This window comes from Streptomyces sp. NBC_01465, assembly GCF_036227325.1.
Classification (GTDB): domain Bacteria; phylum Actinomycetota; class Actinomycetes; order Streptomycetales; family Streptomycetaceae; genus Streptomyces.
Genome location: NZ_CP109467.1, coordinates 806,164 through 822,558 on the forward strand (window position 1 = coordinate 806,164; position 16,395 = coordinate 822,558).

Consider the following 16,395-nt stretch of genomic DNA (forward strand, 5'->3'; position numbering starts at 1 on the left):
GAACGTCCCATGAGCTTTTGCGCTCGTTCCCGGTCAACTCTGTTCAGATAGCGCTGCCTTCAGGAGAAATCCGGCTGCGTACAGCCGTCTGCACTTCGGCTTCCTCGGCCGGATCGGCGGCGAGCCTCCGCAGCCGGTCGACCACGCGCACATCACCGGTCTCGGCATGGTGCGCGGCCACTTCCCTGGTCGTCTCCTCGCAGTCCCACAGGCACTCGACGGCGAAGCCGGCGCCGAAGGACGGGTCGGTGGAGGCGAGGGCCCGGGCCGCGTTGCCGCGCAGGTGCGAGGAGGCGGTCTCCCGGTACACATGGCGCAGTACGGGTGCGGCGCAGGCGATACCGAGCCGTCCGGCGCCGTCGACGAGCGTCCACAGGAGCGGCGCGTCGGGCCCGTCGGCCCGTACGGTCTCCCGCAGCGCGCCGAGCACCAGCGGGGCGTCCTGCGCCCCTCCTCTGCAGGCGAGCACACCCGCCGCCGAACCACCCAGCGCATCGGGCCGGTGGACCCAGCCGCGCGCCCGGTCCACGGCGTCCTCGCCGCACATCCGCTCGAAGGCGCACACGGCCGCTTCGGCGACGGTACGGCTCCCGGTATTGACGGCGTTCTCGATCAGATCGAGGACGACGGGGTCCCGTGACTCGGCGAGATAGTGCAGCGCGGCCCCGCGCGCCCCGTCCGTGCCGCCGCGTGCGGCCTCGACGATCGCGTCCCGGTCGTCGGGCCCGGCAACGGCGGTCAGGCACCGTGCCGCGGGCAGATGCAGCTCCGCGCCGCGGTCGAGCCCCTGCTGGGCCCAGTCGAACACGGCCTGGACGCTCCAGCCGGGCCGCGGCCCGGTCGGTCGCATCTGCCGCTGCCATCGGTCGAAGGAGCCCTGCTCCTGCGCCGCCCGCACCCGTTCCCCCACGCTCTCGCGCGGATCCTGCGCCCACAGCCGCCAGGGCCGGGGCTCGAAGGAGTCCCGTACGGCGGAGGCCAGCTCGGCCTCGCCCTCGGGGGTACGGGGGAATCTGCCCAGCACGGGCACGGCGAGGGCGCGCAGCCCCGCGTCGTCGTCGCGCAGGGCCAGCTCGTCGAGGGCCCAGGCCCAGTTGGAGCCGGTCTCCGCGTAGCGCCGCAACAGCCCCAGGGCGTCGTTCCTGCCGTACGAGGCGAGGTGCCCGAGGACGGCGAGCGCGAGCCCGGTCCTGGTGTCCTCGCCGTCGAGGAGGTCGTCGGCGCCGAAGAGGTGCTGTTGGATCTCTTCGAGCCCGCCGTCGAGGTCCAGATACAGACGGGCGTAGTACAGGGATCGGTTCTCGACCTGCCAGTCGTGGCGGGGATCGCTCACGACACAGTGGTTCAGAGCCGCCAGCGCTTCCGCGCGGGGAGCTGCGAGCGCGTGCAGCGTGCCGTCGCCGCGGCCCCTCTGGAGGAGACCGAGCAACGTGCCGCTCGGCGCTATGACTGGATCAAACATGGAAGAAGCCTCACATCAAGCTGTCGACGCAACCGGAAATCGTGGATTACCTGGCCGCGCGACAACATGCTCGGCTGCCCGCCGTCTCTTGCTTGGTGTAGACCATCTTCCTGCCTCTCGTCGGTGGCCCGAATCGGACCCGCGTCGTCATGATGACCCAGCCGTATTGACCGCCGCGACCACATTTACGACGCGCAGTCTCAGGAGGTGCCGAACAGCTCCACCAGCTCCGCCTTCCCGAACATCCGCGCGGTATCCAGCGCGGACGGAGTTCCGGCCGCCGGATCGGCGCCCCCGGCGAGCAGGGCACGGATCACCGCGTCCTCGCCCTTGAAGACGGCCCCGGCGAGCGGGGTCTGTCCGCGGTCGTTCGCCCGGTCCGCGTCCGCGCCACGCGCGAGCAGCGCCTCCACCGCGGCGGCATGGCCGTGGTACGCGGCGAGCATCACGAGCGAGTCCCCGCTGTCGTTGCTGAGGTTCGCCGGGACGCCCGCGTCGAGATACGCCGCGAGCTGCTCGGTCTCACCGCGGCGCGCGAGGTCGAAGACCTTCGTCGCCAGCTCGATGACCTCGGGATCCGGAGCCTCGCTCATCGGACGGACCGCCTCTCTGCCGGGCACGGCATCACAGCCGTACGAGTGAATCGTCAGGGTACTGCCCGCCGCACGACATGACCCGACCCACCAGTGGCAAAGATCACCGCGACCGTGATCACCGCCGCGACCGGAAGCACATCACGCGCCCGAGTGGCGGACCGATGTACTCCAGTCCAGTGAAATTCTCCAAAAACCACCCATTTGCACCTTTTATCGCATAGATACTTTCTGTGAGCCTGGAAGAACTCATGGTGACTGTCCCCACAACCAGGAGAACCCCTCATGATCCTGTCGATCTCAGGCGTGGTGCTGCTCGGAATCATCGTCTTCCTCTTTTTCAGGAAGGACGGACTCAAGGCGTCACACGCGCTCGTCTGCGCCCTCTTCGGCTTCTATCTCGCGGGCACCGCCATCGCCCCGAGCATCAAGGCCGGAGGCGCCAGCCTCGCCAGCCTCTTGGGCGGGATCAAGTTCTGACCTCTCCCCACCGACCCCATCACCCCTGGAGACAGACGTGGCCCGGCGACCACTCCCCCGCATTCTGAGCAGCAGCAGCGCCTCGATCACCCGCAGCCGCGAGATTGCGCGAACGGCCGCCGACAGCGCCACCGACGTCCTCCATCCGCTGATCACGATCAGCCGTGGTCTGCGGAAGCTCGCAGCCGGCGGGCGGCAGAAATGGGCGTCCCTGCCCAAGGAGCGGCGCGGTCCCGCGCTGTTCCTGGCTGCCGCCTGCGTCCTGGTGGTCGCGCTCATCCCGTACGGGCCGCTCCTGGCCCTCATCGCTGTGATGGCCGCGGCCGCCTGGAAGGGCCGCGAGCGCGTCCCGGTGCAGACCGGTCCCGACGAGGCGGAGACCGGCCGTCTGCAGTCCCTCTACGAGGCCCTGGTGCCGTACTTCTCGGTGCCGGAGGACCCGGCTCCGCTCTTCGCCCACGGCGGCGAGTGGGACAAGGCCTTCAGCGACTACGCGTTCGACGAGGACGGGCGGATCAGCACGCTGCACGTGAAGTACCCCGCGTACTTCACCGACGGCGAGGCCGACTCCCGCGCCCGGATCGAGCAGCTGCTGCACGCCAAGTCCGGCCGCGGCCGCGAGTACCACTTCGCCTGGGACGAGGAGGGCAACCAGCTCGTCATGAGCGTGCTGCCCGCCCTGTCCACCTCCATCGCCGCCCAGCCCTTCGTCACCACCCCCGGTGAGACGGTTCTCGGGTTCACCGACGCGGGTGCGGTGCAGCGCACCATGCCGGTGACGGACGGCGAGGAGACCTTCGACGCCCCTCCGGTCGTCTGGCGTACGGGAGCGCGCTCCACGGAGCCGCATCTCCTCGTCGTCGGCGAGCCCGGCAGCGGCACCACCAGCCTGCTGCGGTCGATCGCCCTGCAGACGCTCCGGTACGGCGACGTACTGATCGTCGAGGGCAGCGGAACGGGCGAGTACGCCTGCCTCACCGGGCGCAGCGGCGTCCTGGCCGTCGAATGCGGCCTCGCCGGCGCCCTGGCCACCCTGGAGTGGGCCGCGCACGAGACCGAGCGCCGGCTGATCTCGGCCAACCGGGCCAGGCAGGCGGGCCATCCCGCCCCCGAGGACACCAGGCGCCCGCTCTGGATCCTGCTGGACCGGCCGAGCATCTTCGGCCATCTCGCCGCCGCCGACGGGCGCACCGATCCCCAGCAGCTGCTGCAGGTCCCGCTGCGGCACGGCAGGGCGGCCAACGTCACGGTGGTGGTGGCCGAGCAGTTCGACACCCTGGACACGCTCAGCGATCCCGTACGCCAGCACACCCGCGCCCGGGTCGTGCTCGGTCCCGCCTCGCCCGAGCAGGTGGAGACGGTCCTCGGCGCACCGCCGCACACCACGCCCACCGCCGCCGTCCCGCCGGGCCGGGGCTATGCACGCCTGGGCACGGGCCCGGTGCTCCGGCTCCAGGTCCCGGCCACACCGGATCCGTACGACGACGCCACCAGCGAGGCGCACCGCCAGGCCGTTCTCGACCTCCTCCCCCAGCGCCAGGCCCCTCTGGACTCCGCGCCCGTGGAAGCCGTACCGGCCGAGGGCTGAGTCAGGCGACGAAGGTCCGCGGGGAATCGGCACCGGTGCCCGCACCGGTCTCGACCAGCCTCGCGGCCGCCGCCAGCCGTACGGCCGCCTCGTCGGCCACCGGACCGCCGACCGTGAACGGCAGCCGTACGTATCCCTCGAAGGCCCCGTCGACACCGAAGCGGGGCCCCGAGGGGACCCGGACCCCCACCCGCTCGCCGACCTCGGCCAGCCGGGATCCGGAGAGCCCGCCGGTCCGCACCCAAAGGGTCAGCCCGCCGTGCGGGACGTCGAACTCCCAGCTGGGCAGCTCCCTGCGGACCGCGGTGACCAGCGCGTCGCGGTTCTCGCGCGCCTGGGCGCAGCGGATGGCGACGGCCTCCTCCCAGCCCCCGGTGCTCATCAGCCAGTTGATGGCGAGCTGTTCCAGTACGGGGGTGCCCAGGTCGGCGTAGGCCCGGGCCGCCACCAGGCTGCGGATCACGTCCGGTGCCGCCCGGACCCACCCGATGCGCATGCCCGCCCAGAAGGCCTTGCTCGCCGAGCCGACGGTCAGCACGGTGGAGCCCGCCGGGTCGAACGCGCAGACGGGGCGCGGCATGTCGGTGTCCGCGTCGAGGCGGAGTTCGGTCATGGTCTCGTCGGCGATGAGCACCGTGCCGGCCGACCTGGCGGCCTCGACCAGCTGGCGGCGCTGGTCCTCGTCGGCGAGCGCGCCGGTCGGGTTGTGGAAGTCGGCGACGACGTACGCGAGGCGCGGGGCGGCGTCGCGCAGCACCTGGCGCCAGCGCCCCAGGTCCCAGCCGCCGAGCCCCTCGGCCATGGCGACGGGCACGAGCCGCGCTCCGGCCTCGCGCATGAGCTGCAGGATGTTGGCGTAACTCGGCGACTCGACGGCGATCCGCTCGCCGCGTCCCGCGAAGAGATGACAGATCGCGTCGATGGCGCCCATGGCGCCGGTGGTGACCATGATCTGCTCGGGCATGGTCGGAATGCCGCGCGCGGTGTAGCGGTCGGCGAGCATCTGGCGCAGCGCGGGCAGCCCGGCCGGGTAGTCGCCGTGCGTGTGCGCGTACGGAGGGAGGTCCTCCAGCGCGCCCTGCACGGCCTTGGTGAGCCAGGGTTCGGGCGCGGTCAGTGCCGCGCAGCCCAGGTCGATCATCGAGCCGAGCGCCTCGGGGGGCAGTGGTTCCAGGCCGCGGGCGGGGAGCGGATTCCCCGCGGGGACGGCCGTCCAGCTGCCGGCGCCCCGGCGCGACTCCAGGAAGCCCTCCGCGCGCAGCGCCTCGTAGGCGGCGGCGACGGTCGTACGGCTGACGGCGAGCGCGAGGGCCAGTTCGCGCTCGGCGGGGAGCCGGGCCGCGACGGGGACGCGGCCCTCCAGGACCAGGAGCCGGACGCCGTCCGCGAGCGCCCGGTAGGCCGGGGGCTTACGGGTTCCGGGTCCGGCGGGGCGGGTCTGCTGGGCGTTGAGCTGGCGGGCCAGCTGAGCCGGTCCGACCGCCGAAGTCCACTGAGCCATGGATTTCAGTCCACCTTCCCCGAATTGGCCATGGTTGGCATCTGTTTCGGAGCCACAGAGTGTCATGTATCGGTCCACTACCACTACATCGGGGGGTACATCGTGTCCAGGAACCTCATCCGGCGCCTGCTGCAGCTCTACGTCGGCCTGGCCTTGTACGGGGCGAGCTCGGCGCTGCTGGTGGGCGGCGGGCTCGGTCTGGAGCCCTGGGGTGTGCTGCACCAGGGGCTGTCCGAGCTCACCGGGCTGACCATGGGCGAGATCGCGATCATCGTCGGCGCTGCGGTGCTGCTGCTCTGGATCCCGCTGCGGCAGCGCCCGGGACTCGGCACCATCTCCAATGTCTTTGTCATCGGCATCGCGATCGACGGCACCCTCGCCCTGCTCCCCGAGGTCCACGGCCTGTTCGCCCGGATCGCGCTGACGGTCGCCGGGATCGTGCTCAACGGGGTCGCCACCGGCCTCTACATCGCCGCCCGCTTCGGCCCCGGCCCCCGCGACGGTCTGATGACCGCACTGAACCGGATCACCGGGCGCTCGATCCGGCAGGTCCGTACCGCCCTCGAAGTGGCCGTGGTGGTGACGGGATTCCTCCTCGGCGGCACGCTGGGCGTGGGCACGGTCGCGTACGCCCTGGCGATCGGTCCGCTGGCCCAGTTCTTCCTGCGCGTCTTCGCCGTTCCGGCGGCGGACGACAGCAGTACGGTCGTCGCCTCCGGTACACCGGGGCGCGCGATACTGCGCGGGTGACCCGAATACGCCACCCCTATCTCGATCACGCCCGGCCCATACCGTTCGCCCACCGCGGCGGGGCGGCGGACGGGCTGGAGAACACCGTGGCCGCCTTCAGGCGCGCCACCGATGCGGGGTTCCGCTACTTCGAGACCGATGTGCACACCACGGCGGACGGCCGGCTCGTCGCTTTTCACGACGCGACCCTGGACCGGGTGACGGACGCGCGCGGCCGGATCGCCGACCTTCCGTGGAGCGAGGTCCGGCGCGCCCGGGTGGCAGGCCGTGAGCCGCTCCCGCTCTTCGAGGAGCTCCTCGAAGAGTTCCCCGAAGCCCGCTGGAACGTGGACCTCAAGGCCGGACCCGCCCTCGTCCCGCTGATCGACCTGATCCGCCGTACGGACGCCTGGGACCGGGTCTGCGTCGGCTCGTTCTCCGAGAGCCGGGTCTCCCGGGCGCAGCGCCTCGCGGGCCCGCGCCTCGCCACTTCGTACGGCATGAGCGGCATACTCGCGCTGCGCCTGCGCTCCTACGGTCTGCCCGCGCCCCTGCGCGGCAGCGCCGTCAGCGCCCAGGTGCCGGAATCGCACAACGGGATCAAGGTGGTCGACCGGCACTTCGTCCGGGCCGCGCACGCCCGTCAACTGCAGGTCCACGTCTGGACGGTCAACGATCCGGATCGGATGCACAGGCTTCTCGACCTGGGCGTGGATGGCATCATGACCGATCATCTCGAGACTTTGCGCACGGTGCTCACCGAGCGGGGAGCGTGGATCTGACGATCGGGGACGCCAGTTGAGCACGGAGACGGAAAAGACCGCGCGGGCGGCGGGCAGCACGGCGACCGGGAGTGCCGCCCGCAGACGCGAGCAACACGGCTGGTACTTCTACGACTTCGCCTGCTCCGTCTATTCGACGAGCGTCATCACCGTGTTCCTCGGCCCGTATCTGACCACGGTCGCCAAGGCCGCCGCGGACGCGCAGGGCTTCGTCCATCCGCTGGGCATCCCGGTGCGCGCGGGCTCGGTCTTCGCGTACGCCGTCTCGGTGTCGGTCGTCGTCGCCGTCCTGGTGATGCCGCTGGCCGGCGCCGCGGCGGACCGCAGCGGCCGGAAGAAGCCGCTGCTCGCCGTGGCCGCGTACACCGGTGCGGCCGCCACCATGGGCATGTTCTTCCTGGACGGCGACCGCTATCTGCTGGGCGCGCTGCTGCTGATCGTCGCCAATGCCTCGCTCTCGGTCTCGATGGTGCTCTACAACGCCTATCTCCCCCAGATCGCGGAGCCCGAGGAGCGCGACGCGGTCTCCTCGCGCGGCTGGGCCTTCGGGTACACCTCGGGCGCGCTCGTCCTGGTCCTCAACCTGGTGCTGTACTCGGGCCACGACAGCTTCGGCGTCTCCGAGGCCACGGCGGTGCGGATCTGTCTGGCCTCCGCCGGGGTCTGGTGGGGCGCCTTCACGCTCGTACCGCTGCGCAGGCTCCGCGACCGGAAGGTGAACCGGGCGGACGGCTCGGGTGCGGTCGGGGCCGGATGGCGGCAGCTCGTGTCGACGCTCAAGGACATGCGGCGTCATCCGCTGACTCTCTCGTTCCTGCTCGCCTATCTGGTCTACAACGACGGTATCCAGACGGTGATTTCGCAGGCTTCGATCTTCGGCTCGGAGGAGCTGGGACTCGACCAGACGACGTTGATCACGGCCGTCCTGATCGTCCAGGTCCTGGCGGTGGCCGGGGCGCTGGGAATGGGCCGGATGGCTCGTACCTATGGGGCGAAGCACACGATTCTCGGCTCCCTGGCCGTCTGGGCACTGATCCTGGCCGCGGGGTACTTCCTCCCCGCCGGTGAGCCCGTCTGGTTCTTCTTCCTCGCCGCCGCGATCGGGACGGTCCTGGGCGGCAGCCAGGCGCTCTCCCGGTCGCTCTTCTCCCATCTGGTGCCCGCCGGGAAGGAGGCCGAGTACTTCTCCGCGTACGAGATGAGCGACCGCGGCCTGAGCTGGCTCGGGCCTCTCGTGTTCGGCCTGGCGTACCAGCTGACGGGCAGCTACCGGGACGCGATCATCTCGCTCGTGGTCTTCTTCCTGCTGGGTTTCTTCCTGCTCGCGCGGGTGCCGGTGAGGCAGGCGGTAGCCGCTGCGGGAAACGCTGTACCGGACCGGATTTAGACCTTGAAGTAAAAGGCCGCTAGTGTACGCCTTTGGCCTGCCAGGCGGACCGTTACTGCGTGGTGATTACGTCAAGACGCAGGGTGACATCTTCGATCAGATGTGACAAAGCGGGCACTGGTGGGTACAACAAGGGGCGGCACGACGGGCGACGCATGACCGGCATCGGGAATCTTTGCCGCCGACCGGACGTTGACCGGATAACGACGACAGCGACAGCGACACCTGTCCTGTGGGCGACAAGCCCGGGAGGCACGATTCATGAGTGAGCGAGCTCTTCGCGGTACACGCCTCGTGGTGACCAGCTACGAGACCGACCGCGGCATCGATCTGGCCCCGCGCCAGGCGGTGGAGTACGCATGCGAGAACGGACATCGCTTTGAGATGCCGTTCTCTGTAGAGGCGGACATTCCGCCGGAGTGGGAGTGCAAGGCGTGCGGCGCCATGGCACTCCTGGTGGACGGGGACGGCCCTGAGGAGAAGAAGGGCAAGCCTGCGCGTACGCACTGGGACATGCTCATGGAGCGGCGCACCCGCGAGGAGCTCGAGGAGGTGCTGGCCGAGAGGCTGGCCGTCCTTCGCTCCGGCGCCATGAACATCGCAGTGCACCCGCGGGACAGCCGCAAGTCCGCGTAACGCCAAGGCGTTCGCGAACAACAGCACGCACAAGAGCCGCCGGCCGCCACACACTTCAGGGTGTGTGGCGGCCGGCGGCTTCTTGCTGCGCCGGGCCCGTGTCAGGGGGTGATCGGCGGGCGGGGGCCTTCGTCCTGGCGGGGGCCGGGGCGGTCCTCCCTGATGACCTCGCCCTGGACGACCTTGCCGTCGGGGCGGTGCATGCGGGCCTGCTGGAAGGCGTCGCCGAGGGTGCCGGGCTGTGCGGCGTTCATCCGGCGCTGCAGGGACCGCTCGGTGGTGCGGCTGAGCAGGGACCGTACGGGCGGAAGCAGGAGCAGCAGACCTACCGCGTCGGAGACGAAGCCCGGGATCATCAGCAGCAGACCGGACAACATCAGAAAGCCGTTGCCGCCGCTCTCCGCGCCGCCCGCGCCCTCAGGGGCCGCGACCCCCGACTGCTGCTGCTGGAGCGTCCGGGTGAGGCTGCTGAAGGCCCTGCGGCCCGCCCGCTTGATCACGGCGGCACCGAGCACGAAGCCGCCCACCAGGAGCAGCAGCACGGTGAGACCGCTCGTGGCGCTCGCCACGACGGTCAGCAGCCAGATCTCCAGCACCAGCCAGACGGCGATGGCGAGGGGCACGATCGTGCGGGCGCGTGAGCGCTTGGGAACTGTCGGGGGCGGTGCGCCGGTCGTCATGCTCCCAGTGTGCCTGGACGCGCGCCGCGACGGCGTAAGGGGGAGATCAGGACGGCTTGCGGCCGAGCAGCTTGTTGGCGCGGGAGCCGACGCCCCACACCGTGACCCGCCAGAGCGCCTCGACGACGATGTCCTTGCTCATCTTGGAGTCGCCGATCTCGCGCTCCACGAAGGTGATCGGGACCTCGACGACATGGAAACCCGCCTCGACCGCGCGCCGGGCGAGGTCGACCTGGAAGCAGTACCCCTGCGAGGCGACCTCGTCCAGGCCGAGCCCTTCGAGGGTCTCCTTGCGGAAGGCGCGGAAGCCGCCGGTGACGTCGCGGATCGCGACACCGAGGAGCAGCCGGGAGTACGTGCTGCCGCCCCGGGAGATGAACTGCCGGTACTTGGGCCAGTTCACGGTCCGGCCGCCCGGCACCCAGCGCGAGCCGAGGACAAGGTCCGCGCCCTTCAGGGCGGTGAGCAGCCGGGGCAGTTCCTCGGGCTGGTGCGAGCCGTCGGCGTCCATTTCGACCAGGACGCCGAAGCCGTTGTCGATGCCCCACTGGAAGCCGGCGAGGTAGGCCGCGCCGAGGCCTTCCTTGCCCTTGCGGTGCAGTACGTGGACCTGCGGGTCGCCCGCGACGATCTCGTCCGCGATCTTGCCGGTCCCGTCGGGGCTGTTGTCGTCGGCGACCAGCACGTCCGCCTCCGGCACCGCGGCACGGACCCGGGCAACGATCGGCTTGATGTTCTCGGCCTCGTTGTAGGTCGGAATGATGACCAAGGCCTTGCCGAGCGGGCCGTATCGCCGCTGACCGCCGTCGTTCACTGCTGCCCCTTACTGTCCATGCGCTGATGCACCACCATATCGAGCGCGCATGCGGAGGCCGCCGCCGACGCTCTCTTGCGTCGTACGGAACTACGGATCGGGGCCCGGCATCCTTCGGGCCGACCTGGGACCCGCTGGCTGCGGATCGACCGAGAGCCGTTGTCTACTGAACCCCGGGCCCCACCCGGAGTCACACCTGCCGACCTGCCGAAACCTTCCCTCGCCCCCGAGGCGCGGGCGCTGAACCTGGCTCCCAGTGGTGGTGCGCCTGTCCGGCGCACCGCCCCATGACCCAGCGGCGTTCGACGACTGCGTGGAGGTTTGCCGGTCGGACGTCCTGTGGTGGACTCGGCCGAACCTACCCGCCGGTGACCGCTTTCTGTCAACAGTTGCCCTACCTGCGGTGTTGGTCCAAATCACCAGGTCAGTACGGAAGATCCGCAGGTGACCGGAGAGCCCGCCGGAAGTCGATCGGCGGTACGAAATGTCCCGATCTCACTCGTTCGGCCGCACGAAGACAGTTTGTCCGAACACCACGGTCCGCAGACAGACCGGGAGTTCGGCGCCCGGGGTGAGGTCGGGCAGGCCTGGCGTGCCGGAGCGCGGGTCGGTGGACCAGCGCGAGACCCGGTCGTCCGGGGCCTGGACGACGAGTTCGGAGGTGCGCCAGACCGCGTAGTCGGCGGGGGCGCCGGGGACGAGCACGCCCGCGTCGTCCCGGCCGATCGCCCGCCAGCCGCCGCGGGTGTGGGCGGTGAACGCGGCGCGCACCGAGACCCGGTGCTCGGGGGTGCGGTGGAAGGCGGCGGCGCGCACCGTGCCCCAGGGGTCGAGCGGGGTGACCGGGCTGTCGGAGCCGAAGGCCAGGGGGACTCCGGCGCGCAGGAGTGCGGCGTACGGATTGAGTGTTCGGGCGCGGTCCACTCCGAGGCGCTGGGCGTACATGCCGTCGTCGCCGCCCCAGAACGCGTCGAAAGCGGGCTGGACCGAGGCGGTCAGGCCGAGTTCGGCGAAGGCGGCGACGGTCTCGGGGGTCAGCATCTCGGCGTGCTCGACGCGGTGGCGGGCGGCACGGACGCGGGCCAGGCCGACCTTCTCGGATGCGGCGCGTACGCCCTCGACGACGGCGGTGACCGCGGCGTCGCCGATGGCGTGGAAACCGGCCTGGAGCCCGGCCTCGGTGCAGGCGACGACGTGAGCGGCGACGGCGGCCGCGTCGAGGTGGGCCGTGCCCGTGTGCGGGGCGTCGGCGTACGGCTCGTGGAGGCAGGCGGTGTGCGAACCGAGGGAGCCGTCGGCGAAGAGGTCGCCCGCGGCGCCGATCGCGCCCAGTTCACGGATGCGGTCCGCGTCCTTGGCGTTCGCAATCTCCTCGGCCCAGTAGCCGAAGACCCGGGGCCCCGCCTCGTCGGCCGCGAGGGCGAGCAGTGACGTGAAGTCGTCCTCGTCGGAGATCTCGGGGCCGCCGCACTCGTGGAGCGTGCCGATACCGAGCGAGGCGGCGTGGCGGCGCGCCGCGCGCTGCGCCTCGGTGCGCTGCAGGGGGGTGACGGCCGCGTGCGCGGCGGCGCGCACCGCATGGTGGGCGGCGCCGGTCAGCGGGGCGTCCGGGTGGTATCCGGCGAGGTCAGTGACGCCGGGAACCAGGTCGAGGAGTGCGGTGGAGACGACGGCTGAGTGGACGTCGATCCGGGGGAGGTAGAGCGGGCGGCCGCCGGCTGCCTCGTCGAGCGATCGGCGCGACAGTGTCTGTTCGCCGGTCCAGCGGGCGGCGTCCCAGCCGTGGCCGAGCAGGACCTTGTCGCCGGGACGCGCCGCTGCATGGGTCCGTACGAGAGCGAGCGCCTCGGCCGCGGTGCGGGCCCCGGAGAGGTCGAGGCCGGTGAGGGCGAGACCGGTGGCGGTCGTGTGCACATGTGCGTCCGTGAACGCGGGGGTCACCAGGGCCCCTTCGAGGTCGACCGTCTCGTCGACGCCGCTCGCGAAGGCGTCCGCCGCCCCTTCGGAGCCGACCCAGGCGACATGTCCGCGTTCGACGACCATCGCGGTGGCGAAGGGGTCGGCGGGGCTGTGGATGTCTCCACCGCGCAGCAGCACGGTGCGGTGGTCGGCCTGGGAGGCGGTGCGCTCGGTCATGGGGTCCAGTCTCGCGCCTGCGGACCCATGGTCCTTACCGGGGGTCAGATGTGCGGCGGGCGGGACTCGTACGGGGTGGAGAGGACGACCGTCGTACGGGTGGAGACGCCCGCCAGGGACCGGATCCGGGTGAGGAGGTGCTCCAGGGCGAGCGGGGTGGGGACGCGGACCTTGAGGATGTAGTTCTCGTCACCGGCCACGCTGTGGCACGCCTCGATCTCCGCGACTCCCGCGAGCCGTTCCGCGATGTCGTCCGGGGCACTGGGGTCGAAGGGCTTCGCGGAGATGAACGCGGTGAGCGGCAGGCCGACCGCCTCCGGGTCGACGACCGCGGCATAGCCGCGGATGACTCCGCGCTGCTCCAGCCTGCGGACACGCTGATGCACCGCCGAGGTGGACAGGCCGGTGGCCTTGCCCAGGTCGGTGTAGCTCATCCGCCCGTCCTTGACGAGCAGCTCCACAATCTGACGATCCAGCTCCTCCATGCGGATCAACCTATGGCCCCGGGTCGCTTCCGGCACAGTCGGCGACAACCCGAAGGGGGCACCTGCGGCGGGCATGTGACGAACGCCACAGGTTTGTGGCCGTGTCCACGCGGGTGAAGCGGTTACCGCGCGAGCCGGACGGGAAGTGCTTGCTGTGGTCGAGGCCACTGCGCCTGGTCGGCCCACCCGAGGGGGAGAACTCCATGCAGAACCATCTGAAGTCCGTTGATCCCGTCGCGTCCTTCGACTCCGTCGACGATGCGGACGCCGAGCTGGACGCGTACGACACGTTCGAGATGTTCCGGGTGATCTGCCCGGACTGCGCGCAGCCGATCGCGCTCCTGGCGGACGAGGACGTCCTGCCCCAGCACGCGCTCTGCGCCAGCCCGTGGAACCCCTTCGGGCTCACGGCGTGCGCGGGAACCGGCCGTCCCGCGGCCGACGCCAAGCCCGCCGACGAGACCCTGGAGGTCCAGGAGCAGGACACCGCGCTGCTGTTGACGCTCCCTCAGGGGCTCGACTGGCGTACGCAGCCCTTCTCGCACGTGGGCGGTCCGGGCTCGCGTCCGCTCAGGGTTCCGCAGATGCGGCGCGAGGCCGCCTGATCACCAGTACGTTCCCTGCACCATGGCCTCGAGACTGGCCGCGTGCAGGATCATCCGGTCCGGGTTCTCCGGGACCTGGACCTCACCGAAGTGGACCTGGCGGTAGGCGATTCTGAGCATCACGATCGCGTGCCGCAGGGCCGCGTAGAGCGTGTGGAACTCCATGTCGCGCGGCGTGTGGCCGGTGAGCGCGGCGTACTCGCGCTCGATGTTCTCGCGGCGCAGGAAGTCCGGCAGTCCGCTCTGGCCGAAGGACACGGTGAGGTCCTGGAAGAAGCGGTGCAGATAGACGGACCAGCCGAGGTCGAGTTCACGCGGGCCGTAGGCAGCCATCTCCCAGTCGAGCACGGCGGCCGGGTCGAAGCCGTCGTAGATGATGTTGCCGATCCGGGCGTCGCCCCAGCTGAGTACGGAGGGCCCTTCGTCGCCGGGCCAGTGTGCGTCGAGCCAGTCGAAGGCGGACTCGATGAGCGGTGAGGGGGCCACACCCTTCACCACCCAGGCGTAGTAGGCCCGTTGGGCGGCCACATGGCGTCGCAGCGGGGTCCCCGAGCCATCGGGGAGGAGGAACTCCGCCTCCTTCGCAGGGAATTGGGTGTGGAGGCGGGCGAGGACCGATATCGACTCCCGCTCCAGGTGGGCGCGTTCGGTGTCCGTAGCGCCGTGCAGCCAGTTCCCTTCGTACGTGTACGGCATGACGTCCGGCGGCACCCGCCCCTCGGCGCGGTCCATCACGAAGAAGGGCGCGCCGAGCGGGGCCGGGTCCGTCTCCAGCCAGCGGACGCGCGGCACCGGGACGTCGGTGTGCTCGGCGACGAGGCGCATGACGCGGTGCTGGCGCTCCATGTCGTACGACGGGAAGACGGTGTACGCGGCCGGGTCGGCGGCCAGGCGCAGCGCGCAGGCCCGTACCGGCGCATCGTCGTGCACGAGGTCGAACAGCAGCGTCTCGCTGGACATGCCGTTGGAGTCGGGGACCCTGATGTCCTCGACGCGGGCGCCCGGCAGCGGTCCCGAGAACCAGGCGGTCAGCCGGCGGCCGAGCTCCTGCGGGTCGCGGGTGGTGGTGCGGGGGCGGGGTGCGGTGGTCATGGCGGTGCTCCTCGCTCGCGGGGCTTCGGGGGTGGTTACGGGGCGACCGAGTCGTAGCCGGTGAAGCCGCTCGGGTCGTGGCGGCCGAAGGTGCCGTGCTCGAAGATGCCGTGGCCGGTCTGCCCGTCGAGGGTGAAGCGGGCGGCGTGGTCCGTGACGCCGAAGGCCGCCATGGGGTGGGCCGACGGGTCGGAGAGGTCGTAGGTACGGCGGTCCGTCCAGCCGCGGCCCTGCCAGGTGCCGTGCTGCCAGTCGGCGGCGGGCGGATAGCCGGCGCCGACGGCCAGGGGCGAGGAGCAGAGGATCTCGACGCCGAGCTCCATGGGTTTGCCCGCGGGGTCCGTGAGGTGAACGACGGCGCGTTCGGGGTGGCGGGTGCCGGGGCGGTAGGCGATGTCGGTACGGGGCCAGCCGAGTTGGGCGTCGGGGGCTCCGTCGCGCACGAGGACGGCCTCGTTCAGGCTGCGGTAGCCGTCGGCGTCCTCCTGCGCGATGACCATCAGGAACCGGTCCTCGAAGCGCACCGGGATCCATAGCCAGTGGAACCCCTCGGGGCGGTGCTCCTCGGCCGCGCGGCCGCCCTCCTCGCCGGGGATGGGCCGCACACCCCAACTGCGGTCCCTGGTGCCGGTCCACTCCCCCGCGGCGAGACGGATCTCCTCGCCGTCCGCGCGGATGGTCCCGGTGCAGTTGCCCGCCTGGACGTAGCGGCGGCCCTCCAGCATCAGCCGGTCGCCGCGGCGCTGGAGGTGGTGGGGTTCCCAGACGGCGGGGAAGTCCGCGTTCCACTCGATGTCGAACGCGAGGGAGGCCGGGTCGTCGGGGTCCGGTTCGCAGTGCAGGGTCAGCCGGCGCAGCGGCTCGTCGACGGTGATCCGCAGCGGGCCGACGGAGAGGTTCATCCGGTCGTCGGTAAGGGCGTCCGAGGCCCGTACGGCGAGGAGTTGGTCCCCGCGCCGCAGCGTCGCATAGGCGTCGATCACACCGGTGTTCGGGTAGACACCCAGTCCGACGATGAGCAGAGCTCGGCCTTCGTGGTCGAAGACATGGAATATGCAGCGGTCGTAGGCGTTCCGGTCACCGGTGGCGACGTGCTTCATCGACAACGGTGCCTGGTGGATGGGGTATTCGTCGAGCGCAACGGGGCGGTCAACGGCCACGGTGTACCTCCTGGGCGACAAGGAATTTGACGGTACGTCAGAAACCTGGCCGGGAGCCAGAGCCGTGAAGCCGTGGAAGCCGTGACCTGGAAGCGGCGTCGAGCGTTTGCCCGGTATGACCCCTGTGCACTTCACGGCCGGCACCGGGCGGCGCCGACTCGCCGCCCCCGTAACGGAAGAATCGGTTCCGCATTCCGCCGGGACGCCGATCTATCAGAGCATCGTCCACCGCTGGGAGAGCGACGGCCGCACCCTGCCGGGACGC

16 protein-coding genes are annotated in these 16,395 nt (G+C 71.0%); 7 read left to right on the forward strand and 9 right to left on the reverse strand.

Annotated elements, in window-relative coordinates:
• Positions 1–43 precede the first annotated feature (43 nt).
• Together OG707_RS03515 and OG707_RS03520 are read right to left on the reverse strand one after the other, a co-directional pair.
• Complete coding sequence (locus OG707_RS03515) at positions 44–1,462, reverse strand: HEAT repeat domain-containing protein (protein WP_329114202.1); 1,419 nt, start codon at positions 1,460–1,462, stop codon at positions 44–46.
• 200 nt (positions 1,463–1,662) lie between these two features.
• Positions 1,663–2,055 (reverse strand): ankyrin repeat domain-containing protein, encoded by a 393-nt coding sequence (locus tag OG707_RS03520; protein WP_329114203.1) that lies wholly within the window; start codon positions 2,053–2,055, stop codon positions 1,663–1,665.
• 285 nt (positions 2,056–2,340) lie between these two features.
• On the opposite strand from OG707_RS03520, the gene OG707_RS03525 reads away from it, so the two are divergent.
• Entirely contained in the window at positions 2,341–2,535 is a 195-nt protein-coding gene (locus OG707_RS03525; RefSeq protein WP_018534760.1) for a hypothetical protein, read from the forward strand.
• 37 nt (positions 2,536–2,572) lie between these two features.
• Positions 2,573–4,123: a hypothetical protein gene (locus tag OG707_RS03530; protein ID WP_329114208.1), complete on the forward strand. Its 1,551-nt coding sequence runs from the start codon at positions 2,573–2,575 to the stop codon at positions 4,121–4,123.
• Position 4,124: 1 nt separating this feature from the next.
• On the opposite strand, the gene OG707_RS03535 is transcribed toward OG707_RS03530, so the two are convergent.
• Entirely contained in the window at positions 4,125–5,624 is a 1,500-nt protein-coding gene (locus OG707_RS03535; protein ID WP_329114210.1) for an SCO1417 family MocR-like transcription factor, read from the reverse strand.
• A 102-nt stretch (positions 5,625–5,726) separates the two neighbouring features.
• Between OG707_RS03535 and yczE the strand changes: the two genes are divergently transcribed.
• The 4 genes from yczE to OG707_RS03555 all read left to right on the forward strand — a co-directional run bounded on the left by yczE (position 5,727) and on the right by OG707_RS03555 (position 9,158).
• Entirely contained in the window at positions 5,727–6,374 is a 648-nt protein-coding gene (gene yczE / locus OG707_RS03540; protein WP_443071261.1) for a membrane protein YczE, read from the forward strand.
• A complete protein-coding gene (locus OG707_RS03545) occupies positions 6,371–7,135 on the forward strand; it encodes a glycerophosphodiester phosphodiesterase (protein WP_329114215.1) in 765 nt (254 codons plus the stop codon). Before yczE ends, OG707_RS03545 begins: the two co-directional genes overlap by 4 nt.
• A 16-nt stretch (positions 7,136–7,151) precedes the next feature.
• Positions 7,152–8,522 (forward strand): MFS transporter, encoded by a 1,371-nt coding sequence (locus OG707_RS03550; protein ID WP_329114217.1) that lies wholly within the window; start codon positions 7,152–7,154, stop codon positions 8,520–8,522.
• Between the two features lie 261 nt (positions 8,523–8,783).
• Complete coding sequence (locus OG707_RS03555; RefSeq protein ID WP_329114219.1) at positions 8,784–9,158, forward strand: RNA polymerase-binding protein RbpA; 375 nt, start codon at positions 8,784–8,786, stop codon at positions 9,156–9,158.
• 101 nt (positions 9,159–9,259) lie between these two features.
• Here the strand turns inward: OG707_RS03555 and fxsA are convergent, their stop codons facing one another.
• From fxsA to OG707_RS03575, 4 genes are all read right to left on the reverse strand, one after another.
• Complete coding sequence (gene fxsA / locus OG707_RS03560) at positions 9,260–9,838, reverse strand: FxsA family membrane protein (RefSeq protein WP_329114221.1); 579 nt, start codon at positions 9,836–9,838, stop codon at positions 9,260–9,262.
• A gap of 46 nt (positions 9,839–9,884) precedes the next feature.
• A complete protein-coding gene (locus OG707_RS03565; RefSeq protein ID WP_329114223.1) occupies positions 9,885–10,652 on the reverse strand; it encodes a polyprenol monophosphomannose synthase in 768 nt (255 codons plus the stop codon).
• 495 nt (positions 10,653–11,147) lie between these two features.
• A complete protein-coding gene (locus OG707_RS03570; protein WP_329114226.1) occupies positions 11,148–12,788 on the reverse strand; it encodes an amidohydrolase in 1,641 nt (546 codons plus the stop codon).
• A 44-nt stretch (positions 12,789–12,832) separates the two neighbouring features.
• Positions 12,833–13,273: an Lrp/AsnC family transcriptional regulator gene (locus tag OG707_RS03575; protein ID WP_329114228.1), complete on the reverse strand. Its 441-nt coding sequence runs from the start codon at positions 13,271–13,273 to the stop codon at positions 12,833–12,835.
• A gap of 203 nt (positions 13,274–13,476) precedes the next feature.
• Here OG707_RS03575 and OG707_RS03580 point away from each other — a divergent pair, with 203 nt between their 5' ends.
• Positions 13,477–13,878 (forward strand): hypothetical protein, encoded by a 402-nt coding sequence (locus OG707_RS03580; protein WP_329114230.1) that lies wholly within the window; start codon positions 13,477–13,479, stop codon positions 13,876–13,878.
• Here OG707_RS03580 and OG707_RS03585 read toward each other — a convergent pair whose 3' ends face one another.
• Complete coding sequence (locus OG707_RS03585; RefSeq protein WP_329114232.1) at positions 13,879–14,970, reverse strand: phosphotransferase family protein; 1,092 nt, start codon at positions 14,968–14,970, stop codon at positions 13,879–13,881. It lies immediately after the preceding gene.
• Positions 14,971–15,005: 35 nt separating this feature from the next.
• Entirely contained in the window at positions 15,006–16,130 is a 1,125-nt protein-coding gene (locus tag OG707_RS03590) for a hypothetical protein (protein ID WP_329114234.1), read from the reverse strand.
• Positions 16,131–16,395: the final 265 nt, after the last annotated feature.